Below are 24,480 nucleotides of genomic sequence, written 5' to 3' on the forward strand. Positions count from 1 at the left end.
CTTAGGCGCCGGGCCCAGGCCGACTCTGGCGCCCCTTCTCTCGGGGAGGATCAGCGCCTGACGCCGCGCGTGGGCGGCGCCGTGCGCGGGTCGTCGGGCCAGGCGTGCTTGGGGTAGCGGCCGCGCAGCTCGGCGCGCACCTGCGGGTATCCGGTGTCCCAGAACGACGCCAGGTCGGCGGTCACCGCCGCGGGGCGGCGCGCGGGCGAGAGCAGGTGCAGCAGCAGCGGGACCCGGCCACCGGCAAGCGCGGGCGCCGCCGCCCAGCCGAAGACCTCCTGGATGCGCACGGCCAGCACGGGCTGGTCGCCGGTGTAGTCCACGCGGACCGCCGACCCACTCGGCACCGTGACCCGCTCGGGCGCCAGCTCGTCGAGGCGACCCGCCTCCGGCCACGGCAGCAGCCGGCGCAGCGCCGCCGTCACGTCGATGCGGCGAAGATCGCCCGCGCCCCGCACCCGCGCGAGGTCCGGCCCCAGCCACCGCTCGGCGCCCTCGACCAGCGCCTCGTCGGAGACGTCCGGCCACGGCGCCCCGAGCGTGCGGTGCAGGAAGGCGAGCCGGGCGCGCAGCGCCGTGGCGGCCTCTCCCCACGGCAGGACGGCGAGCCCGTTCGCCCGCAGCCCCTCGCGTACGGCGGCCGCCACCAGGTGCGGGGCCGGATCGGCCAACGGGGCGGAGGTGAGCTCGATGGCACCGAGCGACGTCGTACGCCGGGCGACCACGCGGCCGTCGCGCCAGGCGACCTCCTCGTCCTCGCGCCACAGCGCGGAGGCGGCCTGGAGGGCGAGGTCCTCGTCGAGGGGGGCGGCCGCGCGGATCGTGGCGTCGCGCCGGCCTCGGGGCCGGTCGGCGTCGGCGACGGCCAGCCACGGGGTGCCGGAGAGCGACGACTCACCGCGTCCGAAGACGGCACCGGTGCCTCCGGCCATCAGGTAGGCCGACCCGCCGGGCCGCAGCCGGGCGATGCGGTCGGGGTGGGCGAGGGCGACGACCACGCCGACCGCCAGGTCGTCGCTCAGTGCCTGGCCCTCGTGCTGCCCGGCCGCGCCCTCGAGGCGGCGGACGGCCGCTCGCCAGGCCGCGCCGTCGGGCCCGCCGCGGCGCAGCCCTCGCAGGGCCGCGACCAGGTCGGCGCCGGGCGCACGGACGTCCTCGGCCAGCATGGCTACGACCTCCGCCGCTCGTCGCGAGCCCACCAGCGGGGCGCCGTCGAGCAGGGCCCGGGCCAGACGCGGGTCCACGGCGACCGCGGCGATGGCGCGGCCCCGGTCGGTGACGGCACCGGTCGCGTCGACGGCCCCCAGCCGGGACAGCGTCTCGCGCGCCGCGCTCATCGCCGCGGCGGGAGGCCGGTCCAGCAGCGCCAGACCGGCGCCGTCGGGGCTGCCCCACACGGCCAGCTCGAGGGCGAACGACGTCAGATCCGCGGTCGCGATCTCGGGAGCCGGGTGCTCGGCCAGGTGCTCGTCCTCGGCCGGCGACCAGCACCGGTAGGCCGCGCCCGGCCCCTCGCGTCCGGCCCGCCCTGCCCGTTGCGCCGCGCTCGCCCGGCTGACCCGCACGGTGACGAGGCCCGCCAGCCCGCGGCGGTGGTCGGTCCGAGGCTCGCGCGACAGCCCGGCGTCGACCACGGTGCGCACCCCGGGCACGGTCAGCGACGACTCGGCCACCGCGGTCGACACGACCACCCGCCGCCGCGGGCCGGCGGTGAGCGCCAGGTCCTGCTCGGCGTGGGGCAGCCGCCCGTGCAGCGGGCGCACGTCGGCGCCCACACCGGCCAGGCGGCGTACGACGCCGGACACCTCGGCGGCGCCGGGCACGAACACCAGCACGTCGCCGGCCCGCTCGTCGAGGGCCCGCCGGGTGGTGGCGGCGACATGGTCGAGGAAACGCGGGGTGACCCCGCGGTCGTCGAGCCGCAGCACCCCGCTCGGGAGCGGACTCCACACCGTGTCCACCGGGTGCAGGGAGCCGGGGACGTCGACGACCGGCGTGCCGGGCCCGAGGAGTGCGGCCGTGCGCTCGGCCTCGACGGTCGCGGACATGGCCACCACCGCGAGGTCCTCGCGAAGGTTCTCCCGGACGTCCACCAGGAGCGCCAGCGTGAGGTCGGAGTCGAGCTGACGCTCATGGACCTCGTCGAGGACGACGGCGCCGACGCCGGTCAGCGCCGGATCCCGCTGCAGGCGGCGCAGCAGGACGCCGGTCGTGACGAACTCGACCCGGGTGCCGGCGCCGGTCTGCCGGTCGCCCCGCACGGAGTAGCCCGAGGTGGCGCCGACCGGCTCGCCCAGCAGGTGGGCCAGGCGCCGGGCCGCGGCGCGAGCGGCGATGCGCCGCGGCTGGGTGACGACCACGCGGCCGCTGCCGAGGGAGGCGACGGCCGGCGGCACGAGCGAGGTCTTGCCGGAGCCCGGCGGCGCCTGTACGACGGCCGCGGCTCCGGAGCGCAGGTGGCTCAGGAGCTCGGCGAGGCCCGCGGCCACCGGCAGGTCCGGCGGCCTGGCCAGCAGCCGGGCGATCGGGTCCTCGGGCACAGCGGCCACCCTGCCACGTCGGCCGTCCGCCGCTCGCAGCGCGCCAGCCGGCTCGGCGGCCGTTCCGAGCTGGTCTCATCTGTACCAGTGGCCCCGAGATTCACCGGGCACCCGGTGAATCTCATGCCTCCCGTACGAAGCTTCGTCAGGAAGGCGTGAGTTTCACCGGGCACCCGGTGAAACTCACCGCCCGCGAACACAGCAGCCTCACGCCGAGAGGATCAACCCGCTCGTCGGCACGCCGGTGCCGGCGGTGACCAGGACGTGCGACGCGTCGACCGGGTTGACCGACGTGCCGCGGATCTGGCGCACGGCCTCGGCGATCCCGTTCATGCCGTGGATGTAGGCCTCGCCGAGCTGACCGCCGTGGGTGTTGAGCGGCAGCCGGCCCCCGACCTCGATGGCGCCGTCGGCGATGAAGCCGGGCGCCTCGCCGCGGCCGCAGAAGCCCAGCTCCTCCAGCTGCATCAGCACGTACGGCGTGAAGTGGTCGTAGAGGATCGCCATCGGCATGTCGGCGGGAGTGAGCCCGGACTGGCGCCACAGCTCGCGGCCGACGACGCCCATCTCGGGGATCCCGATGTCGTCGCGGTAGTAGGAGGTCATCACGAACTGGTCGCGCCCGCTCCCCTGCGCCGCCGCCGCGATCACGGCGGGGCGCTGGGCCAGGTCCCGGGCCCGCTCGGCGGACACCACGACGAGCGCAACCGCCCCGTCGCTCTCCTGGCAGCAGTCGAGCAGGTGCAGCGGGTCGACGATCATCCGCGAGGCCTGGTGGTCCTCGAGCGTGATCGGCCGGCCGTAGAAGAACGCGTCGGGGTTGTTCGCGGCGTGACGACGGTCCGCCACGGCGACGACGCCGAAGTCGCGTGAGGTCGCGCCGTACTCGTGCAGGTAGCGGCGTGCCTGCATCGCCACCGTCGCCGCCGGCGTGCCGAGGCCCATCGGGTACGTCCAGGCGTTGTCGAGGCCGTTGGTGTTGACCTGGGTCGCGGCGGCCACCGAGAACTGGCCGAACCGGCTCTCCGAGCGCTCGTTGAAGCCGCGGTAGCAGACGACCACGTCGGCCACGCCGGTCGCGACGGCCATGGCGGCCTGCTGGACGGTCGCACACGCCGCGCCACCGCCGTAGTTGATCCGGCTGAAGAAGCGCAGCTCCTCGATCCCGAGCTCTCGCGCGACGGCGATCTCCGAGGAGGTGTCCATGGTGAACGTCGTCAGCCCGTCGACGTCGGCCGGAGTCAGCCCGCAGTCGGCCAGCGCGTGCTGCACGGCCTCGACCGAGAGCTGCAGCTCCGAGCGGCCCGATGCCTTGGAGAACTCGGTGGCCCCGATGCCGGCGATCGCCGCCTTGCCCGACAGGCCGCTCACGCCAGCACCCGCACGGTGCCGGTGACGTGGTCGCCCAGGGACACCGCGCCGACCACCGCGATGGTGGCGACGCCGTCCTCGACCGACTCCACGCGACCGCGGAAGGTGAGCGTGTCGTAGGGGTACGCCGGCGCCCCGAGCCGGATCGCGATGCCCTTGAGCTCCGCGTCGTGCCCGAGCCAGTCGACGACGTACCTCTCGACCAGTGCGTTGCTGGTGAGGATGTTCATAAAGATGTCCTGCGAGCCGGCCGCCTGCGCGATGTCGCGGTCGTGGTGGACGTCCTGCCAGTCGCGGGTGGCGATCGCGGTGCTCACGATGGTGGTCGGCGTCAGCGGCAGGCTCCACGCGGGGATCGCGTCACCCACCGTCAGCGCCCTCATGCCCTCCTCCACACCGGCAGCGTCAGCTCGTCGTCGACGCGGTCGAAGCCCACGCGCAGCCGCATCCCGATCTCCATCTCCTCGGGGGGTACGTCGGCGACCTCGCCGACCATGCGCACGCCCTCGTCCAGGTCGACCAGGGCGATCACGATCGGCAGCTCCTTGCCGGGGACCGGTGGGTGCCGGTGGACGACGTAGGAGAACACGGTGCCGGTGCCGGACGCGACGACGTGGCCGCGGTCGAGCGCGCCGCAGTCGGGGCATGCGGGGCCGGGCGGGAAGCGCAGGGCCCCGCAGGCGTTGCAGGTCTGGACGCGCAGCTCGCCGGCGGCGGTGCCGTCCCAGAAGAACTGCGAGTCGCGGCCGACCATGGGGCGCACGGTCACGGCGTCTCCTTCGGGATGAACTTCAGCACCCGGAAGAGCATGGTGGCGACGACCTCACTGCGCCCGTCCGGGTGGTCGACGTACCAGGTGTTGCGCGAGGTCACGAAGTAGCCCTCGCCCATCGCGGTCTGCTTGGGCCCGACCACCGAGTCCAGCGCACTGGTGACCCGCACCTCCTCGCCGACGCGCAGATAGCGCTCGTAGGACTGCTCGCAGTTGGTGCCGAGGACGGCGGTGAAGCCCTCCTGGGTGAGGACCTCGGTCATCCGGCTCAGCGGGTCCTCGGGAGGACGCCGGCGTCCCAGGCCGGGCATCGTCCACACCTGCGCCATCGACGGCGGCGCCTCCCCGTGGCGGAAGCGATCGTTGTCGTAGCCCATCGCGTCCAGCCAGGTGCCGATCGTGGGCTGGTTGACCGGGTACGGCGCCCGGGACTCCGACGCCTCACCGAGCGCCTCGATCCGCTCGGCCTCGGCCAGGATGCGGTCGTGCCGCTCGCTCATCGAGGCACCCGCGGGAGCCCCAGGCCGAACATCGCGATCAGCTCGCGCTGCACCTCCTGGACGCCACCGCCGAAGGTCAGCACGAGGTTGCGCTTGGCCTGGCCGTCGAAGTACTCCAGCAGGGCCTTCGTCTCCTCCTCGGCCGGGTCGCCGTAGCGATGCACGATGCCGACCAGGTCGGCCGCGAGGTGCTGGACCTGGTCGGCCGCGAAGACCTTGGAGGACGACGCGTCGCCGACCGAGACCTCCCCCGCCTGCCCGGCGCGCGCCACCTCCCAGTTGAGCAGCTCGTTGACGCGGAACGCCGCGGTCACGCGGCCCATGACGTCGCGCACGTCCGGCCGGTCCAGGACACCGGCCTTGGTGGCCCAGTCGGCGACCCGGTCGCGCAGGCCCTCGATGCGACCGGCGGGGCCGAGCATCACCCGCTCGTGGTTGAGCTGGGTGGTGATCAGCTTCCAGCCCTGGTTCTCCTCGCCCACGAGCATGTCGACCGGGACGCGGACGTCGGTGTAGTACGTCGCGTTGACGTGGTGGGAGCCGTCGGCGGTGATGATCGGGGTGAACGAGTAGCCGGGGTCCCTGGTGTCGACGATGAGGATCGAGATCCCTCGGTGCTTGGGGGCGTCGGGGTCGGTGCGCACGGCCAGCCACACATAGTCGGCCTGGTGCCCGCCGGTGGTCCACAGCTTCTGGCCGTTGACGACGTAGTGGTCGCCGTCGCGCCGGGCGCTGGTGCGCAGCGAGGCCAGGTCGGTGCCGGCGTCCGGCTCGCTGTAGCCGATCGCGAAGTGCACGTCGCCCCGGAGGATCCGCTCGAGGAACAGCTCCTTCTGCCTCGGGGTGCCGTAGCGGATCAGGGTCGGGCCCACGGTCTGCAGCGTCACCGCCGGCAGGTGCACGTCGGCGTGCTGGGCCTCGTTGGCGAAGATCGTCTGCTCGACCTCCCCCAGGCCGTGGCCGCCGTACTCCGTCGGCCAGCCGACGCCCATCCAGCCGTCCTCGCCCATCTGCCGCACCACGCGCTGGTACGTCGGTCCGTGCCGGTCGCGACCCATCTCGAGGTGCTGGTCGTGCGAGGCGAGGTCGGTGAAGTAGGTGCGCAGCTCGGACTTGAGGGCGCGCTGCGCGGCGGTGAGCTCCAGGTTCTTCGTCGTCGGGTCCTCCAGCGGTACGTCGGAGGGCTGCGCTCCGAGCGTGGCGACGATGTCGTTGACCCAGGAGAAGTAGTGGTGCAGCGGGTAGGTCTCGTCGACGCCCATGCCACCGTGCAGGTGGTGGCAGGTGCGCAGCGCGGGCGGCGCCTCGGCGCACACCCAGTAGGCCGCGACCGCCAGGTCGTCGGCCGCGTCGAGACCCTCGCGCAGGCGCCACACGGCGTTGTCGGCGACGAGGTCGAGCGTGCGCGAGGCGATGTAGACGTCGGCGATCTGCATCGCGACCGCCTGGAACTGCGCCAGGCTGCGGCCGAACTGCGTGCGCCCCTTGATGTAGCCCGCGGTCAGGTCGCGCGCGCCGGCGACCAGCCCGGAAGCGGTGACCGCCAGGCCCGCGACGGCGTGCTCGGTGAGGACCCGCGCGGCGTCGGCGCCGAGCAGCTCGCCGGGCGCACCGTCGAGCACCACGGTGTGCGTGGCGTGACCGGCCGAGGAGCCGGACTCCAGCAGCGTCACCCCCGAGACGGCCGGGTCGACCAGCGCGACGACCTCGCGGTCGCCGTCCAGCGCGGTGACGAGCAGCCGCGCGGCCCGGTCCGCGTAGGTGACCCCGATCTTGCGGCCGCTGACCCGGCCCTCGGCGTACGTCGCCGCCGGGCGATCGCGCAGCCCGATCCCGACCTCGCGCAGGGCCGGCGTGAGCACGGTGTCCCCGCTCGCCACGCCGGCCAGGAGCGCCTGCTGCTCGGGGCTCCCGGTCGCGGCGAGGGTCAGGACGCCGCAGCAGAGCGTCTCCCACACCGGCAGGTGCACCGCGCGAGCGCCGGTCTCGCGCAGCAGGACCGCGACCTCGGCCAGGCCGAGCCCCTCGCCGCCCTGGCCCTCCGGCACCGCAAGGCCCAGCATCCCCGTCCCGGCGAGGGCCGCCCAGTCGGCGTCGCGGTCGAGCGCCTGCCCGATGACCGCGCGCACCGCCTCGACGGACTCCTGGTCCGCCGGGGTGAAACCGTCCGAGCCCACGTGGTTCTCCTGCCGTGTCGAGGTCGCTGCCCGACGAAACTGTAACCTGTTCTAGTCTAGCGTGGCCACGACGGAGAGGGGGGTCGCACCGTGCTGTCACCGGGGGACCTCCTGCGCCACCGGGTCTACCTGCCGTGGGCGCTGATCCCGCCCGGGGAGATGGTGGAGCTCCCCGGCCGCGGAGGCTCGACGTACGTCACGGACACGCCTGGCCCCTCGCCCGACTCCCCCACGCTGGTGCTGCTGCATGCCCTCGGCTGCACCGGGCTGCTGACCTGGTACCCCGCCATCCACCCGCTCGCGCGCCGCTTCCGGGTGGTCACGATGGACCAGCGCTGGCACGGGCGGGGCATCCGCAGCGAGGAGTTCTCGCTGCGCGACTGCGCCGACGACGTGGGTGCTCTGATCGACGTGCTGGGGCTCGAGGACGTCATCGTGGGCGGCTACTCGATGGGCTCGATCGTCGCCCAGCGGGTCTGGCGCCAGCACCCGGACAAGATCCAGGGCCTGCTCCTGTGCGCGACCACCGACCGGTTCCGGCTCAACCCGGCCGAGCAGCTCTTCTTCACCGGCATGGGGGTCACCATGCTCGGCGCCCGGGGCGTCTCCCGCTCGCGTACGGCGCTCACCGCCGCGCGGGCGGCCGCCCGCGCGCTCGACCTGGCGCCCTCCGACATCCACGAGTGGGCCACCCGCGAGCTGCGCAGCACCAGCCCCTGGGCCGTCGGCCAGGCCCTCGCCGCCCTGGGCCGCCACCACTCACGCCCGTGGCTGGGCGACATCGACGTCCCGACCGCGGTGGTCGTCGGCACCGGCGACCGGGTCATCCCGGCGCGGCGCCAGGTCCGCCTCGCCCGCGCCATCCGAGGCGCCACCGTCCACGAGGTCGAGGGGGGCCACGCGATGTGCGTGCTCGAGGCCGAGAAGTTCGTCCCCGTCGTCGTCGAGGCGGCCCACACCGTCGACGCCCGCCTCCGCGACCTCCGCCGGCGTACCTCCTCCTGAGGCGCAGCGCGCGTGCCGCGAGTTTCACCGGGCAGGCGGTGAAACTCGTGCTGGTGGTGCGCAATTGCGTGCAGGTAGCGCGAGTTTCACCGCTTAAGCGGTGAAACTCGCGCATCCGCCACGTCCACCACAGCCCGCTCAGGCCTTCGCGCGCGCCTTCTTCTTCGCGTTCTTGGTGATCGGGGTGGTGGCGTCACGGGCGGCGACGGCGTCAACGAGGCGGTCGAGCTCGGCGGGGAAGTGCCGGACGAGGGCCTCGACGTCGGGCATGGACTCGCGACAGGCGATGACGCCCACGTGCAGGCGACCGTTGTTCGACATGACCGTGATGTTGACGCCGGCGCCGTGGAAGACCGGGCCGAGGGGGTAGAGGCCGATGATCTCGGCGCCCATGAAGTACAGCGGCAGGGGCGGGCCGGGGACGTTGGAGATCACCAGGTTGTGCACCACCGGGTGCCTCTCGGCGAGGCGGAGGCCGGCGTACGCGCGGACGGCGAGACCGAAGGTGCGGGGGGCGGCGAACTCCGCCCAGTCCTGCAGCGCGTCGGCGCTGATCGCCTGGTGGTGGTCCTTGGCGTGCCGGTTGGAGTCCGCCACCTCCTCGAGCCGCTCGAGCGGGTCCTCCACGTCCGTGCCGAGCCTGGCGAACAGCGTCGAGACCTTGTTGGCGCCGTGCTCGTGGCGCGACTGCTCGCGCACGCTGACCGGCACCGACGCGAGCAGCGAGCTCTCGGGCAGCTCCCCGCGCTCCTCGAGATAGGCACGCAGCGCGCCGCCCGCCAGCGTGAGCACGACGTCGTTAACGGTGGTGCCGGTGGCCGACTTGACGCGTCGGACGGCCTCCAGGTCGACGTCGACCACGCCGATCGTGCGGTGCCCGGTGATGGTGCCGTTGAACGACGTCCGGGGCGCCGTGAGCGGCGCCGCCATGGCCGTCCCGGCACGGGCGCGTCCTACCGTGCGGGCCAGGCCGGCGACCGTCGGCGCGATGATCCGGGCGGCGTGCACGGGAAGCGCCAGGTTGCTCAGGACGGCGCGCCCCAGCAGCTCACGCGCGCCCGGGTCGCGCCCGTGCGTCTCCTGCGGACCCAGCGCCAGAGGGGCGGCGTCGGGCTCGAGCGCGCACAGGTGCGAGATCAGGTTGGAGCCGGAGACACCGTCCACGGTCGCGTGGTGCATCTTGGAGAAGATGACGACCTTGTCGCCGCCCTGGTAGCCCTCGATGACCCACATCTCCCACAGCGGCCGGGACCGGTCCAGCGGCAGGGCGGCCAGGTGCGAGGCCAGGCTGACCAGCTCGTCGTACCCACCCGGCGACGGCAGCGCCAGCCGGTGCACGTGGCGCTCGATGTCGTACTGCCGGTCGCGCACCCAGATCGGGTGGTCGAGTCCCATCGGCACTCGGCGGAGCTTGCGCGTGAACGCCGCGACGTCGCAGACCTGCTGGTCGATGGCCGCCTGCATCGCTGCGAAGGAGTAGCCGCCGGGGATGGTGGCGGGGTCCAGGACGATGAGCCCGCAGACGTGCATGAGCTGCGCCGGCGTCTCCAGGTACAGGAAGCTGGCGTCGAGTCCGGACAGGCGGTTCATGGGGGCATCCTAGGCGGGGGAAGTGGAACGTGTTCTAAACGACTCGACTAGCCTGTGGTTATGGGGTTCCGTCGCCGACAGGTCGTCACCGCCGCGCTCACCGCCAACGCCCTGCGGCCGATGCCGGGCTTCGAGGTGGGCATCCCGTCCTTCCTCGCGGGCTGGCTCACCGGCGAGCTGGCGCCGCACCTGCTGGCGGTCACGGCGGCGGATGCCGCGACCCACGCCGGCAGACGACGACGTGACCCCGTGGGCCTGGCCCTGGCCGGGCTCAACGCGGCGGGCCTGGCCTTCATGATCGCCCAGGCCCGACGCGTCCGCGACCAGGCGGAGGAGTCCCTGGTCGAGGCGCTCGGTGCCGAGTACGTCGAGCAGCTCGATGCCGCGCCCACTCCCGCGGACCTCGCCCTGCCTTGGCGCAAGCTCGTCTACCCGTTTCGCATGCGCAGCGCCGAGGTGCGCGTGGAGCGCAACCTCTCCTACAACGACCACGGCAGGCGCGGGCTGCTCGACGTGTACCTGCCGGCCGCCAGCCCGGTCGAGGGCGCCCCGGTCCTGCTCCAGGTCCACGGCGGCGGCTGGACCCTCGGCAACAAGGACCAGCAGGGGATCCCGCTCATGCAGCACCTGGCGGCGAAGGGCTGGGTCTGCGTCGCCATCAACTACCGGCTCTCGCCCCGCGACCCGTTCCCGGCGCACGTGGTCGACGTGAAGCAGGCGATCGCCTGGATCCGAGAGCACATCGCCGACTACGGCGGCGATCCCGACTACATCGCGATCACCGGCGGGTCGGCCGGAGGACACCTGACGGCCCTGGCCGCACTGACCGCCGATGACAAGACGTGGCAGCCCGGGTTCGAGGACGCCGACACCTCCGTGCAGTGCGCCGTGCCGCACTACGGGGTCTACGACTTCGCCGGGGCGACCGGGCTGAAGAGCGCCGTGAGGATGCGCGACAGCTTCCTCGCCCGTCGGATCATGCAGGCCAGCTGGGAGGAGCGCCCGGAGGTCTTCGAGGCGGCCTCCCCCATCTTGCGCATCACCCCCGACGCGCCGGACTTCTTCGTCCTGCACGGCAGCTCCGACACCCTGGTCCAGGTCGACCAGGCCCGTCTCTTCGTAGCCCGGCTGCGCGAGATCTCCCGGCGCAGCGTCGTGTACGCCGAGCTGCCGGGGGCCCAGCACGCCTTCGACGTGTTCCCCTCGATCCGGTCCTCGCACATCGTCCGGGCGATCGACCGCTACCTGCACTGGCACTGGAACAGCTACCGACGAGCACGCTCCCCCGCCTGACGTCGGCCCCCGCGGCCTCTCCGGGGTCTACTCTGCACGTACCGACGCTCCGCCTCAGCGCGACGCTCGGCGTCCCACCGGATCGGACCGGAGCAAGGAGGGCGCATGGCCAGAGTGCTGATCGTCGATGATGACGAGGACATCCGAGAGCTGCTGTCCCTTGCTCTGCGCATTGCGGGTCACGACGTGCTCACCGCCTCGGACGGGCCGGCGGCGCTCGACGTGCTCGATGCCGAGCCGGTCGACCTGATGGTGCTCGACGTGTCCATGCCGCAGATGTCCGGGCTCGAGGTCGCCCGCCGGGTCCGCGCCTCGCCGCGCTCACCGGAGCCGCTCATCCTGATGCTCTCGGCGATGGCCGATCCCGGCGACATCGCTGCCGGGCTGGCGTCGGGCGCCGACTCCTACGCCACCAAGCCGTTCAGCATCCCGGTGCTCACGCAGGCGGTCGACGAGCTGCTGCAGGGGCGATCTGCATGAGGTCGACGCCGTGGGCCGTACGCTCCGGACCGCTCGGCGTCACCCTGGGCTACGTCGCGATCTTCTGCCTGTCGGTCCTCTCGGTGCACTTCGCGCCGCTCGGCTCCGAGGTGGCCACGTGGTGGCCGGCCGCCGGCGTCGGGGTCGCGCTGGTGGTCCTCAGCCCGGTGCGGCACTGGCCCCTCCTGCTCGGCGGCATCGTCGTGGTGACCGGTGTCGCCAACGCCGTCGCCGGACGATCGCCCGAGGTCGCCGCCCTGTTCGGGGTGGGCAACGCCTCCGAGTGCCTGGTGGCGGCACTGGTCCTGGGGGTGCACCGGCGGCCGTTCCGGCTGAGGGCGCCGGAGGACCTGCCGCGGGTACTGCTGGCGATCGTGGCCGGCGCGGTCAGCGTGGGCACCGTGATCGGGGCCACCGTGACGCTGCTGCGGGGCGCGCCGTTCCTGGACATCTGGGGCAGTGTGGCGGCCGCTCACGGCGCCGCCACCCTCCTGATGCTCCCCCTGGTCCTGATGGCCGGGGATCCCCAGGCCCGGGCGAGCGACGCCCCCCGGGCGATCCAGTTCCTCCAGGCGGCCGCCACGATCGCCGCCTTCGCGGTCGTCCACCACGGCGCACAGCCGCTGCCGCTCGCCTTCCTCCCGCTGCCGCTGCTCGTGTGGGGCGCCCAGGTGCTCTCTCCGCGCGCTCTCGCGCTCGAGGTACTGACCGCGGGCGTGGTGGTCACCGCCTTCGCCGCCGCGGACGGCGGTCCCTTCGGATCGGACCCCGACCTCACCGCTCGAAGCCGCGATGTCCTGGTCCAGCTCGACCTGGTCGTCATCGCTCTGGCGTCCGTGCCCCTGTCGCTCTACGTCAGCCAGCGCCGCGCCGGCCTGCGCACGGCGCTGGCCGTGGGCGAGACCTACCGGCGCAGCCTCATCGAGTCGGTCATCGCGACCATGCTCCTGCGACCGGCCCGCCACGGCCTGGTCGTGGTGGACCTCAACGAGCCGGCCGGCGACCTGCTCGGCGTCCGGCGTGACGACCTGCTCGGCCGGGACTGGGTCGAGCGGCTCGGCTCGCACGGCGACGCGGTCGTCGAGGCGGCGCGGCAGATGATGGCCGGTGAGCGTGGCGGCTGGGAGGAGGAGCTGGCGTTGGCGGGCGAACCGGTCCGCTGCGTGCGTCTGGCGCTCTCGTGGGTCCCGGACACGGCCTCGGGCGACCTGGTCGTCGCCCAGCTCGTCGACCTCACCGAGCAGCGCGAGGCGCAGCGCGAGCTGGAGAGGGAGCGTGACTTCAACGCGGCGCTGCTGGCCGCCACCACCGGGACCTCGATCATCGCGACCGACCCGCAGGGGCGGATCACCTACGTCAACCACGGCACCCGAGAGCTGCTGGGCTTCGGCCCAGAGGACCTTCGAGGGCGTCGCCTCGCCGAGCTCTACGACCCGGCCGAGCTGCGCGAGCGCGCCGAGGAGCTGACAGCCGACCTCCCCAAGCGGGGCGACCGGACGCTGGTCGGGGCCGACGGTCGCCGACTCCTCCTCAACGTCAACGTCACGCCGATACGGGCCGCCGACGGCACGCTGATGGGCCACCTCCAGGTCGGAGAGGACGTCACGGAGCGGGCGCTCGCCGAGGAGACCCTGCGCGGCGCGCTGGACCGGGAGCGGCAGGCCGTCGAGGAGTTGGAGCGGCTGGACCGGTCCAAGTCGGACTTCCTCGCGACGGTCAGCCACGAGCTGCGCACCCCGCTGACCAGCATCATGGGGTTCAACGAGATGCTCGCCGCCGAGGCGGTGGGACCGGTCAACGACCAGCAGCTGAGGATCCTGAATCGGGGCAGCCGCGCCGGTCAACGGCTCCTGGGACTGATCGAGAACATCCTCACCCTCTCGCGCGTCGAGTCGCTCGCGGACAGCTCCCACCACGTGACCCTCGACCTGGCGGACGTGGTCACGCACGCCCTGGAGTCGACCGAGCCGCTCGAGCACCCCGGCCTCGAGGTCTCCGTCGACCTCCCGGAATCCGGCCCCCACGTCGTGGGCGACGCCGTCCAGCTCGAGCGGGCGCTGGTCAACGTGGTGTCGAACGCGCTCAAGTTCAGCCCCCGCGGCGGCCGGGTGCAGATCTCGCTGGAGACGGACCCACCCGGCGCCTCGCCGGGCTTGGCGGTCGTCACCGTCAGCGACACCGGGATCGGGATCCCGGCCATGGAGCAGGACCGCCTGTTCGAGCGCTTCTTCCGCGCCAGCAGCGCCGTCGTGTCCTCCATCCCCGGGACCGGCCTCGGCCTGGCCATCGTCCGCACCATCGTCGAGGGCCACGGCGGCACGGTCACCGTCACCTCGCAGCCGGGCGAGGGCACCACCGTGCGGATCTCGCTGCCTCGCGCCGTCGCCTGAGCTACCTTCACGGATGCGCCCCCCTCCCAACCGCCCCTCGGGTCCGCGCGGCGGCCAGACAGCACCCGGGTCGTCGACGCGACGATGTTGCCCTAGGCTCCCTGGATCGGACCCAGGCCTTCGGCCACCGCGTGATGGAGAGTGAGAACCCTTTGGCAGCGGCAGGCCTCGCGTCCGACTCCAGGCGCCGATTCCGGGGGGCAGTGGCCCTCTGGGCGGTAGGCGTGGCGGCGTTCACGCTGCTGCTCTCCCCCGTCCTGCCCGCCGAGGCGCGCGAGTGGGTCAGCGCGGCGGGCATCGTGATCGCCGGCCTGGTCGCGATCACCTGCGGGACGCACAAGGCTCGCACCAGCGGAGCCGAGGACGCCCGCCCGTGGTGGGTGCTGGTCACGGCAGGGTGCGTGCTGCTGGTAGGCAACACCTGGTCGGCGGTGGTCGGCGCCGACCCGGTCACCTCGCCCAGCCTGCTCGGCAACCTGTGCATCGCCGTGGCGCTCGTACTCTCGACGTTCGCCCTGACGATCTTCCCGGGCGTCCGCCGCCGCGGCGCGGACCTGCTGGTGATGCTCCTGGACAGCATCGTGGCCGGCGGCGCGTTCCTCCTGATCGCCTCCGCCCTGGTGTACTCCGAGCTCCTCAGCGGCGCCGGACCGACCGGCAGCGCGGCGAACCGTGCGCTGGCGCTGCTCTTCCCTGCCCTCGACGTCGCCCTGGTCACCGTGGCGGTACTCCTGGTGGTCCGCGCCCCCCGCGGCGACCGGCTGATGCTCGGCCTGGTCGCGGCCGCCTTCCTGATGTACGCCGCCGCGGACCTGCCCTTCGCGGTGCTCACCTCGGAGGGCACGTTCCGGTTCGGCAGCCTGCTCGACCTCGGCTGGATCGCGGGATACCTGACGCTGGCCCTGGCCACCGCGGTGCCCAGCAGGGCCGCCCAGTCCGACCTTGCCCAGTTCCGGCCCTCGGACCTGGTCGGCACCTCGCTGGTCTTCAGCATCCTGGCCACTGCCACGGTCGTGCAGGTGGTGAGCGGAGACACCGGACGGCTGCAGACCGCCCAGTCGGTCCTCTGGGTCCTGATCGTCGTGGCCGCCGGAGCCCGGCAGCTTCTCCTGACCATGGACAACACGGCCCTGCGCCGGGGCTTGGAGCAGCGGGTAGCGCATCAGACCGCCGGACTGCGGCGGCTGGCCCGAGCCAACGAGGTCCTCATCACCTCGGTCGGTGACGGCGTCTACGGCGTCGACAGCGAAGGCCGGGTCACCTTCGCCAACCCCTCCGCTGCACGGATGCTCGGCTGGTCCACGGAGGAGCTGCAGGGCCAACGCGCCCACGAGCGCTTCCACGCCACCGACGCCGACGGGATCCCGCTTCCGTGGGCGGGCTGCTACATCAACCAGGCGATCGCCCACGGGGACCTGTCCATGTCCGTGGAGGACGAGTACGTACGCGCCGACGGCTCCCGCTTCGCCGTCGAGATCACCGCCTCTCCCCTGATCGAGGACTCCGACGTCAAAGGTGCTGTGGTGACGTTCCGCGACATCACCCAGCGTCGCGAGGTGGAACGGATGAAGAACGAGTTCCTCTCCGTCGTCAGCCATGAGCTCCGCACCCCGCTGACCTCGATCCGCGGCTCGCTGGGCCTCCTGCACGCCGGGCAGCTGGGCGCCCTTCCCGAGCGCGCCGCGCCCCTGGTCGACGTAGCGCTGCAGAGCAGCGAGCGGCTGACCCGGCTCATCGACGACCTGCTGGACATCGAGCGCATCGAGTCCGGCACCCAGCCGATGCAGGTGCGCGTCCATGACGCAAGTGACCTCCTCCAGACCGCCGCCGGCCTGATCGAGGGCATGGCGGCCGAGGCCGGCATCCAGGTGCTGGTCGGCGCCGCACCAGGACAGGTCCTTGCCGACGAGGACGGCATCGTCCAGACCCTGCTGAACCTGATCGGCAACGCCATCAAGTTCTCCGAGCCGGGCTCCGCAGTGCACCTCGAGTCCGAGATCATCGACTCCGAGGTCCACTTCCGCGTGCGCGACCACGGCCGGGGCATCCCTGCCGACAAGCTCGAGATCGTCTTCGAGCGCTTCGAGCAGGTCGACTCCTCCGACACCCGGCAGAAGGGTGGCACGGGGCTCGGGCTGGCGATCTGTCGCGGCATCGTCGAGAAGCACGCAGGACGCATCTGGGCCGAGAGCGGGCTGGGGCGAGGCACCACCATCCACTTCACCCTCCCCTCGGCGGCTCGGGCCGACGGCTCCGCGGGCGCCGGCTCCTCGCCCGGCCCGACCACCGGCGCGACCACCGGCCCACCCGCCGGCGCGTCGGGGTCGGACTCTCGAAGCGTGCTGGTCTACGCCGAGGATGCGACGGCGGTGGAGAGGTCGTGCTCCCTGCTGCGACAGCACGGCTTCCGCGCGATCGGCGTCACCAGGGGCGACCGGGCCCTGGACCTCATCCGCCGCGAGCGCCCCGACGTGGTCCTGCTGGATCTGAGCCTGCCCAGCACGAGCGGCGTGGAGGTGCTGACGACCCTTCGCGAGAGCGAAGCGTCGCACCGCGTGCCGGTGGTCGTCCTCTCCCAGGTCGCTGCGCAGACCGACGCGGCGACAGACGGACACAGCGACGGCTGGCTCGTCACACCGGTCAGCGAGGCGCAACTCGTCAACACCGTGGCGGCGGCAGTGCCGAGCACTCACAAAGGGCGACCGAGTGCGGCGGCACGAGGCTGACCGGACGGCCTGGGGGCCGGGTGTCGTCGTCGGCGCACGATGGCGCAGAATTCTCCTGCCGTCCACAGCGCCGTCGACGTCGAGGTGCTCTACTGCCAGCGATCTCATCCGGCCCCCGCCCAGCGTGGGCCTCTACTTAGCCGAGGGCCCGCCCCACGGCTGCTGATACCCGCGAGCCGTCACCGCCGTCGAAGACCTCACCTACCCAGGAGATCCATGACCACCACGCGATCCGAGCGGCACGTCCCTGACGACACGGTGCCCGCCCAGGACTCCACCGGCTTGCACATCACCCTGCGCACGGGCTCGGGCACCGGCAGCACCCGGCTCTCCGCGTTCGACCACGCGCTGCACCTGGCCGGTGTGGCCGACTTCAACCTGGTCACCCTCTCCTCGGTGATCCCGCCCGGCAGCCGCCTCGAGCACGTCGACACGCCTCTGGCCGGCGGCCACGGCGACCTGCTGTTCTGTGTGCGCGCCGAGGCCTACGCATCCCACCCGGGCGAGGTCGCCTGGGCCGGGCTCGGCTGGTGTGCCGATGAGACCGGCGCCGGTCTCTTCGTGGAGCACCACGGCAGCTCCGAGGAGCAGGTCCGCGGCCTGATCGCAGCCAGCCTCGCCGACATGGTGGCCACCAGGGGCCACGACTACGGCGCCGTCTCCATGTCCGTGACGTCCGCGACGTGTGTCGACCAGCCCGTGTGCGCCCTGGTCCTGGCGGCGTACCAGGTCTCGACCTGGCACGAGGGCACGCCCGCCGGTGCCACCGGCGCCGTGCACCCGGTGACTCCCGACGCCGACACGTCCGAGCGGAGCGACGATGCCGGGGTGTCTGTCTCGGTGCCCGTGCCGGTGGCCGCCCAGAGCGCGGTGGCGCGAGTGAGCGTGGAGTCCCGGGTCGACACCGTGACGGCGGCCGACTACTACCAGCTCTACCGCGACGCCTTCTCGGGCATCGAGACCCGCGCCGTCGCCAGGCACATGCTGCACGAGTCGGAGTTCCTCGAGGAGATGCACGACCCGCGGGTGCGCAAGTACATCGCCTGGGGCCACGACGGTCAGGCGATCGGGATGACCACGCTGACCACGGACCTGGAGGCGGTGCCGTGGATCAGCCCCCGGTGGTTCGCCCGCCGCTTCCCCGAGCACAGCGCCCGCAACGCGGTGTACTACTTCGGCTTCGCGCTCGTGCACCCTGAGCACCAGGGCGCCCAGGTGCTGCACGCCATGATCGAGCCGATGGCGCTCGAGGTCATGAAGAACCGCGGCGTCGTCTCCTGGGACATGTGCGCGTTCAACGACGCCCGCGGCTTCGGCGAGACCTACATGAAGCTCCTGGAGGCCTACGGTGAGGTGAGCACCGAGGTGATCGATCACCAGACGTACTACGCCGCCATCTACCACGACCCGGCGGCCGACCCGACTAGCTGAGCCTCGCTCACCTCGACCAGGAGCGCCCATGACGCCTCGCACCGTGCTCGTCGTCGACGACGACGACATGATCCGCCAGCTCGCCCAGATCAGCCTCGAGACCGTCAACGGGTGGACCGTGCTCACCGCCGACGGGGGCCTGGCCGCCATCGACATGGCGGTGCGGCACCGCCCCGATGCCGTGCTGCTGGACATGATGATGCCCGACATGGACGGGTTGACGACCTTCCAGCACCTGCAGGCCGACCCCGCGACCCGCGAGACCCCCGTCGTCCTCTTCACCGCCAAGAGCACCGTCGGCGGCCAGGAGCCGTGGGACGACTACGCGATCTCCGGAGTGATCGCCAAGCCGTTCGACCCGATGACCCTGGGTGCCCAGATCGCCGCGATGCTGCGGTGGACGTCCCCGTGAGGGGGCGAGCCGTCAGCGCGGCAGCCCGAGGAGGCGCTCGCCGACGACGTTGCGCAGGATCTGGGTGGTGCCGCCGGCGATCGACAGGCAGCGGGTGTTGAGCATCTCCCACACCGCCGACCGCACGTCCTCGTCGTCGCTGCGCACCAGCCGCTCGCCGTACAGCTCGACGACGAGCTCGGCGCTGTCCTGACGGTTGCGTACGCCGAGCAGCTTGGCGACGCTGGACTCGGCGCCGGGGCCCTGGCCGGCGAGTGAGCGCAGCGTGGACCGCACGCCAAGCAGCGAGCAGACGCTCGAGAGCGCGACCGCATGGCCGACCCGGACCCGCTGGGCGCAGGTGAGGCCCGAGGCCGCCAGCGCGACCGCCCGCTCGACGCTCTTGTCGAGGCGGCTCGTGGCCATGGCGACCCGCTCGTTGGCCAGGGTCGTCCGGGCGAGGCGCCAGCCGTCGCCCTCCTGGGCGACCAGGCACTCGTCGGGCACGAACACCTCGTCGAGGAAGACCTCGTTGAAGAGCGCCTGGCCGGTGATCTCGCGCAGCGGCCGGATGTCGATGCCCTCGCTGCGCATGTCCACCAGGAAGTAGCTGATGCCCCGGTGCTGCGGCACGTCCGGGTCGGTGCGCGCCAGACAGATGCCCCAGTCGGCCCGCTCCGCCACCGACGTCCACACCTTCTGCCCGGTGAGCCTCCAGCCCCCCTCGACGCGCTCGGCGCGCGTGCGCAGGGACGCGAGGTCCGAGCCGGAGCCGGGCTCGGAGAAGAGCTGGCACCACACCAGCTCCCCGAGCAGGGAGGGCCGCACGAACCGGTCCCGTTGCTCGTCGGTGCCGTGCTCGAGGATCGTCGGCAACGCCCACCCCGCGATGACGATGTCGGGTCGCGTCACGCCGGCGCGGTCCAGCTCCTGGTCGATGACGAGCTGGGTGACCGGGTCCGCGCCCAGCCCGAAGGGCTCGGGCCAGTGCGGGGTCAGCAGACCGGTCTCGACCAGCTCGGCACGCCGATCCTCGGCGGCCGCCACGCGGTCGACCGCCGTCGCGATCTGCTCGCGCACCTCCTCGTCGCGACCGCCCAGGTCCACGCGCACCGTGCGCCGTACGCCGGTGACGGCGCGGGCGGTCAGCCGCTCGGCCGCGGCGTCGGCGTCGCCGAGGAGCCCGCGCAGCGTGAGGGCGCGGCGCAGGTAGAGGTGGGCGTCGTGCTCGTAGGTGAAGCCGATGCCGCCGAGGACCTGGATGCAGGCCTTGGCCACCGAGACCGCGCCGTCGAAGGCGACCGCGGCCGCCACGTCCGTCGCGAGGGCCCACTGCTCGTCGTCCTCGAACGCGACCGCCGCGGCGTCCCACGCCACCGCGGTCACCGCCTCGGCGGTCTCCAGCATCTCCGCACACAGGTGCTTGACCGCCTGGAAGGCCCCGATCGGCTGGCCGAACTGCTCGCGCACCTTGGCGTGGTCGACCGCGGTCTGCAGGCACCAGCGCGCGACGCCCGCCGCCTCCGCGGCCGCGAGCGTCACCGCCGTCCGCCGCACGACGTCGGCGGTGAGCCGCGGCACCGGGACGGCCCCTTCGGCCCGGTGGTCGACCCGGGCCGAGCCGAGCCGCCGGCTCAGGTCGACCCCGGCGAGGGGCGTGCCCTGCGCCGTCTCGGCCGGTACGACGGCCCAGTGGTCGTCGTCGCCGACCAGCAGGTGCGTAGCACCGGGGGCGTCCCACATCACCTCGGAGCCCGCCAGCTGCAGCCCGAAGCGGGCGCCGCGCGCCAGCGCCTGCGCCGCCGTGGGCGTCTCCCCCAGCAGCGCGGCGGCCACCGCGGTCGACAGCAGGGGGCCCGGCACCAACTCGTGGGCGCACGCCTCCAGCGCGACGGCGACGTCCAGGACGCTCCCGCCCCCGCCCCCCGCTGACTCGGGGAGGCCGATCGTGGCGACGCCCATCTCGAGCACGCGCGCCCAGACGTCCTCAAACCTCGCGCCCGGATCCTCGGCGGCCGCGCGGACCGCCGCGGGCGCGTCGAGCGAGGCGGCCCACTTGCGCAGGCTGGCGGCGAGCTCGACATGCTCGCCCGAGATCCCGATCGACATACGGCGCCTCTCCGTGGCGGTCAAACTAGAACGTGTTCCATATCCTAGGGTGGCGCCCGTGTCCGAGACCAGCATGCCCGCCGACCTGCTCCCCCACGCCCTGGCCGCGAAGGGGTTCATGCCCGAGGACGAGGGCGACCTGCTGCATCGCGTCGCCCGCCAGCGGCTGCCCCACGGGCCGGCGCTGGAGGTCGGCAGCTACTGCGGCAAGTCCGCGATCTACCTCGGTGCCGCCGCCCGGGAGGTCGGCGGCACCGTCGTCACCGTCGATCACCACCGGGGATCGGAGGAGAACCAGGCCGGCTGGGAGCACCACGACCCCACGCTGGTCGACGCCGACCTCGGCCTGATGGACACGCTGCCGGTCTTCCGGCGCACGATCGCCCTGGCCGGCCTGGAGGACCACGTCGTGGCCGTCGTGGGCCGCAGCACCACGGTCGCGCGCCTGTGGTGCACCCCGCTCTCGCTGCTCTTCATCGACGGCGGGCACGCCGAGGAGCATGCGCAGAACGACTACACCGGCTGGGCGCACTGGCTCCTGCCCGGCGGGGCGCTGGTCATCCACGACGTCTTCGCCGACCCCGCCGACGGTGGCCAGGCGCCGTACCACGTCTTCCAGCGCGCGCTCGCCGGCGGCGCCTTCACCGAGTCCGAGTCCTGCGGCTCGCTGCGCGTCCTCACCCGCACCACCGGCGAGCCCGGCACCCCCGTCGGCTGACCCGTCACAAACTCGCGGGTCCCCCCGCTGACCCGTCAGAAACTTTGTGACGGGTCAGCGCAGGCTGGGGTGAGTTGGTGACGGGTCGATCGCGGGAGGGGCCGCTACTGGGTGATGCGGTAGGCGTCGAAGACTCCAGGGACGCCCCGGACGGCCTTGAGGACGGTGTCGAGGTGCTTGGCCTCGGCCATCTCGAAGGTGAAGCGGCTCTTCGCGACGCGGTCGCGGGTGGTGGAGAGGTTGGCGCTGAGGATGTTCACATGGGCGTCGGAGAGCACCATGGTGATGTCCGAGAGCAGCCGGGCCCGGTCGATCGCCTCGACCTGGATGTTGACCAGGAACGTCGAGTTGCCGGTCGGGGCCCACTCGACCTCGAGCACCTTCTCCGGCTGCGAGAGCAGCGAGTTGGCGTTGGTGCAGTCGCGGCGGTGGATCGAGACTCCCCCGCCCTTGGTGACGAAGCCGAGGATGTCGTCGGGCGGGACCGGCGTGCAGCACTTGGCGAGCTTGACCCACACGTCCGGTGAGCCCTTGACGATGACGCCCGCGTCGCCGCCGGTCGGGATCTTCGAGCGGCCCCGACGCCCGGTGATCGTGACGGCCTCCGCCAAGTCCTCCTGGGCACCGTCGTTGCCGCCGTGCAGCTCGATCACCCGGCGTACGACGGCCTGCGCGCTGAGGTTGCCCTCCCCGACCGCGGCGTAGAGCGCGGAGACGTCCGCGATCTTGAAGTGGACGGCGGCGAGCGTCAGCGACTCGTGGGACAGCAGCCGCTTGAGCGGCAGCCCCTCCTTGCGCATCAGCTTGGCGATCTCGTCCTTGCCGCGCTCGATGGCCTCCTCGCGGCGCTCCTTGGTGAACCACTGCCGGATCTTGGAGCGTGCGCGCGGCGAGCGGACGAACGTGAGCCAGTCCTGGGAGGGCGCGGCGTTGGGCGCCTTGGAGGTGAAGACCTCCACCACGTCGCCGTTGTCGAGGGTCGACTCCAGCGGCACCAGCCGGCCGTTGACCCGCGCGCCGATGGTGTGGTGACCGACCTCGGTGTGCACGGCGTAGGCGAAGTCGACCGGGGTGGCGCCCGCCGGCAGCGCGATCACGTCGCCGCGGGGGGTGAACACGTAGGTCTCGGCGCGGTTGATCTCGAAGCGCAAGGACTCCAGGAACTCGCCCGGGTCCTCGACCTCGCTCTGCCAGTCGAGCAGCTGACGCACCCACGACATGTCGTCCATGTCGCCGCGACGCTCGGTGTCGGCGCCGGCGCGGCCGTTCTCCTTGTACTTCCAGTGCGCCGCGACGCCGTACTCCGCCCGGCGGTGCTGGGCGAAGGTACGGATCTGCATCTCGACCGGCTTGCCCTGCGGGCCGATGACCGTCGTGTGCAGCGACTGGTACATGTTGAACTTCGGCATCGCGACGTAGTCCTTGAACCGCCCCAGGACCGGATTCCAGCGCGAGTGGAGCACGCCCAGGACCGAGTAGCAGTCGCGATCCTCGTCGACGAGGATCCGGATGCCGACCAGGTCGTAGATGTCGGAGAAGTCGCGGCCCCCGACGATCATCTTCTGGTAGATCGAGTAGTAGTGCTTGGGTCGACCGGTGACGGTGGCCTTGACCTTGGCCTCGCGCAGGTCCTGCTCGACCTGGGTGATGACCTCGGCGAGGAACTGGTCGCGCGACGGCGCGCGCTCGGCGACCATCCGCACGATCTCGTCGTAGATCTTGGGGTGCAGGGTCGCGAACGCGAGATCCTCGAGCTCCCACTTGATCGTGTTCATCCCGAGCCGGTGGGCCAGCGGCGCGTAGATGTCGAGCGTCTCGCGGGCGGTGCGCTCCTGGCTCTTGGCCGGGACGTAGCGCAGCGTGCGCATGTTGTGCAGGCGGTCGGCGAGCTTGATGACCAGGACCCGGATGTCGCGCGACATCGCGACGATCATCTTGCGGATGGTCTCGGCCTGCGCCGAGTCGCCGTACTGGACCTTGTCGAGCTTGGTCACCCCGTCGACGAGGCGGGCGACCTCGTCGCCGAAGTCCTCACGGCACTGGTCGAGCGTGTACGGCGTGTCCTCGACCGTGTCGTGCAGCAGCGCCGCGACCAGGGTCGACTCGGTCATGCCGATGTCGGCCAGGATCGTGGTGACGGCGAGCGGGTGGGTGATGTAAGGGTCACCGCTCTTGCGCATCTGGGTGCCGTGCATCTTCTCGGCGGTCGTGTAGGCGCGCTCGATCAGGCTCAGGTCGGCCTTCGGATGGTTGGCGCGGATGGCGCGGAAGAGCGGCTCGAGCACCGGGTTGGCGCTCGGGGTGCGCGTGCCCATGCGGGCCAGCCGCGCCCGCATGCTGCGCGTCGAGGGCGGCGCCTGGTCCGACGAGGCCGCGGGCGCGCGCTCCCGCGTCGGCGGAGCAGCGCGTTCCTCGGTCACCTGTCGAGTCTACGTGTCAGACAACCATGAGCGACGCCAGAGGCAGGTCGCCGATGACGTCGCGGCCACGGAGGAACGAGAGCTCCATCAGCATGGCCGCCGCCATGGCGGTGCCGCCGCAGCACTCGACCAGCTCGACCGCGGCGCGCGCCGTGCCGCCGGTGGCGAGTACGTCGTCGATGAGCAGCACCCGCTGGCCGGGGGCGATCGCGTCCTGGTGGATCTCCAGCGTCTCCTCGCCGTACTCCAGCGCGTAGGAGACGGCGTACGTGCTGCGCGGCAGCCGGCCGGCCTTGCGCACCGGCACGAACCCCACCCCCAGGGCGAGGGCCACGGGGGCGGCCAGGATGAAGCCGCGGGCCTCCATGCCGACCACCTTGTCGACGACGACGTTGCCGTCGCCGTCACGACCGGCCGCCGCCAGCGCGTCCACGACAGCGGCGAAGCCCTCGGCGTCGTCCAGCAGCGGCGTGATGTCCTTGAACACGACCCCGGGCTCGGGGAAGTCCGGGACGTCCACGACCAACCGCTCGAGCGCTTCGCGCGCTCGCTCACTCACGGGCGCGG

At 72.7% G+C, this 24,480-nt stretch carries 18 protein-coding genes; 8 read left to right on the top strand and 10 right to left on the bottom strand.

Annotation, left to right across the window (positions count from 1 at the left end; translation table 11 throughout):
* Positions 1-50: 50 nt before the first annotated feature.
* The 6 genes from hrpB to LQ940_RS12020 form a co-directional block, all read right to left on the bottom strand.
* Complete coding sequence (gene hrpB / locus LQ940_RS11995; RefSeq protein WP_231242754.1) at positions 51-2,540, bottom strand: ATP-dependent helicase HrpB; 2,490 nt, start codon at positions 2,538-2,540, stop codon at positions 51-53.
* A gap of 207 nt (positions 2,541-2,747) precedes the next feature.
* Positions 2,748-3,911: a lipid-transfer protein gene (locus LQ940_RS12000; RefSeq protein ID WP_231242752.1), complete on the bottom strand. Its 1,164-nt coding sequence runs from the start codon at positions 3,909-3,911 to the stop codon at positions 2,748-2,750.
* Complete coding sequence (locus tag LQ940_RS12005) at positions 3,908-4,294, bottom strand: MaoC family dehydratase (protein WP_231242749.1); 387 nt, start codon at positions 4,292-4,294, stop codon at positions 3,908-3,910. Before LQ940_RS12005 ends, LQ940_RS12000 begins: the two co-directional genes overlap by 4 nt.
* Positions 4,291-4,680 carry a Zn-ribbon domain-containing OB-fold protein gene (locus LQ940_RS12010; protein ID WP_231242747.1) on the bottom strand — a complete coding sequence of 130 codons (390 nt, stop codon included), beginning with the start codon at positions 4,678-4,680 and terminating at the stop codon, positions 4,291-4,293. Before LQ940_RS12010 ends, LQ940_RS12005 begins: the two co-directional genes overlap by 4 nt.
* The gene (locus LQ940_RS12015) at positions 4,677-5,183 is read right to left on the bottom strand and encodes an FAS1-like dehydratase domain-containing protein (RefSeq protein ID WP_231242745.1); all 507 of its coding nucleotides are present in this window, start codon (positions 5,181-5,183) and stop codon (positions 4,677-4,679) included. Before LQ940_RS12015 ends, LQ940_RS12010 begins: the two co-directional genes overlap by 4 nt.
* The gene (locus tag LQ940_RS12020; protein ID WP_231242743.1) at positions 5,180-7,360 is read right to left on the bottom strand and encodes an acyl-CoA dehydrogenase; all 2,181 of its coding nucleotides are present in this window, start codon (positions 7,358-7,360) and stop codon (positions 5,180-5,182) included. The genes LQ940_RS12015 and LQ940_RS12020 overlap by 4 nt, the downstream gene beginning before the upstream one ends.
* Positions 7,361-7,450: 90 nt before the next feature.
* Here LQ940_RS12020 and LQ940_RS12025 point away from each other — a divergent pair, with 90 nt between their 5' ends.
* Positions 7,451-8,365 (top strand): alpha/beta fold hydrolase, encoded by a 915-nt coding sequence (locus tag LQ940_RS12025; RefSeq protein ID WP_231242740.1) that lies wholly within the window; start codon positions 7,451-7,453, stop codon positions 8,363-8,365.
* Between the two features lie 138 nt (positions 8,366-8,503).
* On the opposite strand, the gene LQ940_RS12030 is transcribed toward LQ940_RS12025, so the two are convergent.
* Entirely contained in the window at positions 8,504-9,955 is a 1,452-nt protein-coding gene (locus LQ940_RS12030; protein WP_231242738.1) for a WS/DGAT/MGAT family O-acyltransferase, read from the bottom strand.
* A 60-nt stretch (positions 9,956-10,015) separates the two neighbouring features.
* Between LQ940_RS12030 and LQ940_RS12035 the strand changes: the two genes are divergently transcribed.
* The 6 genes from LQ940_RS12035 to LQ940_RS12060 all read left to right on the top strand — a co-directional run bounded on the left by LQ940_RS12035 (position 10,016) and on the right by LQ940_RS12060 (position 18,687).
* Entirely contained in the window at positions 10,016-11,248 is a 1,233-nt protein-coding gene (locus LQ940_RS12035; protein WP_231242736.1) for an alpha/beta hydrolase, read from the top strand.
* A 105-nt stretch (positions 11,249-11,353) separates the two neighbouring features.
* Positions 11,354-11,728: a response regulator transcription factor gene (locus tag LQ940_RS12040; RefSeq protein WP_231242734.1), complete on the top strand. Its 375-nt coding sequence runs from the start codon at positions 11,354-11,356 to the stop codon at positions 11,726-11,728.
* Entirely contained in the window at positions 11,725-14,118 is a 2,394-nt protein-coding gene (locus LQ940_RS12045; RefSeq protein WP_231242732.1) for a sensor histidine kinase, read from the top strand. Before LQ940_RS12040 ends, LQ940_RS12045 begins: the two co-directional genes overlap by 4 nt.
* Before the next feature lie 224 nt (positions 14,119-14,342).
* Complete coding sequence (locus LQ940_RS12050) at positions 14,343-16,844, top strand: hybrid sensor histidine kinase/response regulator (protein ID WP_231242730.1); 2,502 nt, start codon at positions 14,343-14,345, stop codon at positions 16,842-16,844.
* A 216-nt stretch (positions 16,845-17,060) separates the two neighbouring features.
* The gene (locus LQ940_RS12055; protein WP_231242728.1) at positions 17,061-18,275 is read left to right on the top strand and encodes a pyruvoyl-dependent arginine decarboxylase; all 1,215 of its coding nucleotides are present in this window, start codon (positions 17,061-17,063) and stop codon (positions 18,273-18,275) included.
* A gap of 28 nt (positions 18,276-18,303) precedes the next feature.
* The gene (locus LQ940_RS12060; protein WP_231242726.1) at positions 18,304-18,687 is read left to right on the top strand and encodes a response regulator; all 384 of its coding nucleotides are present in this window, start codon (positions 18,304-18,306) and stop codon (positions 18,685-18,687) included.
* Between the two features lie 12 nt (positions 18,688-18,699).
* Here LQ940_RS12060 and LQ940_RS12065 read toward each other — a convergent pair whose 3' ends face one another.
* Complete coding sequence (locus LQ940_RS12065; protein WP_231242724.1) at positions 18,700-20,775, bottom strand: acyl-CoA dehydrogenase; 2,076 nt, start codon at positions 20,773-20,775, stop codon at positions 18,700-18,702.
* Positions 20,776-20,833: 58 nt separating this feature from the next.
* Between LQ940_RS12065 and LQ940_RS12070 the strand changes: the two genes are divergently transcribed.
* Positions 20,834-21,493 (top strand): class I SAM-dependent methyltransferase, encoded by a 660-nt coding sequence (locus tag LQ940_RS12070; protein ID WP_231242722.1) that lies wholly within the window; start codon positions 20,834-20,836, stop codon positions 21,491-21,493.
* Positions 21,494-21,597: 104 nt separating this feature from the next.
* Here LQ940_RS12070 and LQ940_RS12075 read toward each other — a convergent pair whose 3' ends face one another.
* The gene (locus LQ940_RS12075) at positions 21,598-23,829 is read right to left on the bottom strand and encodes a RelA/SpoT family protein (RefSeq protein WP_231242819.1); all 2,232 of its coding nucleotides are present in this window, start codon (positions 23,827-23,829) and stop codon (positions 21,598-21,600) included.
* 100 nt (positions 23,830-23,929) lie between these two features.
* Positions 23,930-24,472 carry an adenine phosphoribosyltransferase gene (locus tag LQ940_RS12080; RefSeq protein WP_231242720.1) on the bottom strand — a complete coding sequence of 181 codons (543 nt, stop codon included), beginning with the start codon at positions 24,470-24,472 and terminating at the stop codon, positions 23,930-23,932.
* Positions 24,473-24,480: the final 8 nt, after the last annotated feature.

It is taken from the genome of Nocardioides sp. cx-173 (assembly GCF_021117365.1).
Taxonomy (GTDB): Bacteria; Actinomycetota; Actinomycetes; order Propionibacteriales; family Nocardioidaceae; genus Nocardioides.

Excerpts from the sequence above, each read along its gene's own strand:
- LQ940_RS12075 (WP_231242819.1), bottom strand. The coding sequence starts at position 23,829 with ATGCGGGCGCGGCTGGCCCGCATGGGCACGCGCACCCCGAGCGCCAAC.
- LQ940_RS12030 (WP_231242738.1), bottom strand. The coding sequence starts at position 9,955 with ATGAACCGCCTGTCCGGACTCGACGCCAGCTTCCTGTACCTGGAGACG.
- LQ940_RS12035 (WP_231242736.1), top strand. The coding sequence starts at position 10,016 with ATGGGGTTCCGTCGCCGACAGGTCGTCACCGCCGCGCTCACCGCCAAC.
- LQ940_RS12015 (WP_231242745.1), bottom strand. The coding sequence starts at position 5,183 with ATGAGCGAGCGGCACGACCGCATCCTGGCCGAGGCCGAGCGGATCGAG.
- LQ940_RS12005 (WP_231242749.1), bottom strand. The coding sequence starts at position 4,294 with ATGAGGGCGCTGACGGTGGGTGACGCGATCCCCGCGTGGAGCCTGCCG.
- LQ940_RS12065 (WP_231242724.1), bottom strand. The coding sequence starts at position 20,775 with ATGTCGATCGGGATCTCGGGCGAGCATGTCGAGCTCGCCGCCAGCCTG.
- LQ940_RS12060 (WP_231242726.1), top strand. The coding sequence starts at position 18,304 with ATGACGCCTCGCACCGTGCTCGTCGTCGACGACGACGACATGATCCGC.
- LQ940_RS12040 (WP_231242734.1), top strand. The coding sequence starts at position 11,354 with ATGGCCAGAGTGCTGATCGTCGATGATGACGAGGACATCCGAGAGCTG.
- LQ940_RS12045 (WP_231242732.1), top strand. The coding sequence starts at position 11,725 with ATGAGGTCGACGCCGTGGGCCGTACGCTCCGGACCGCTCGGCGTCACC.
- LQ940_RS12055 (WP_231242728.1), top strand. The coding sequence starts at position 17,061 with ATGACCACCACGCGATCCGAGCGGCACGTCCCTGACGACACGGTGCCC.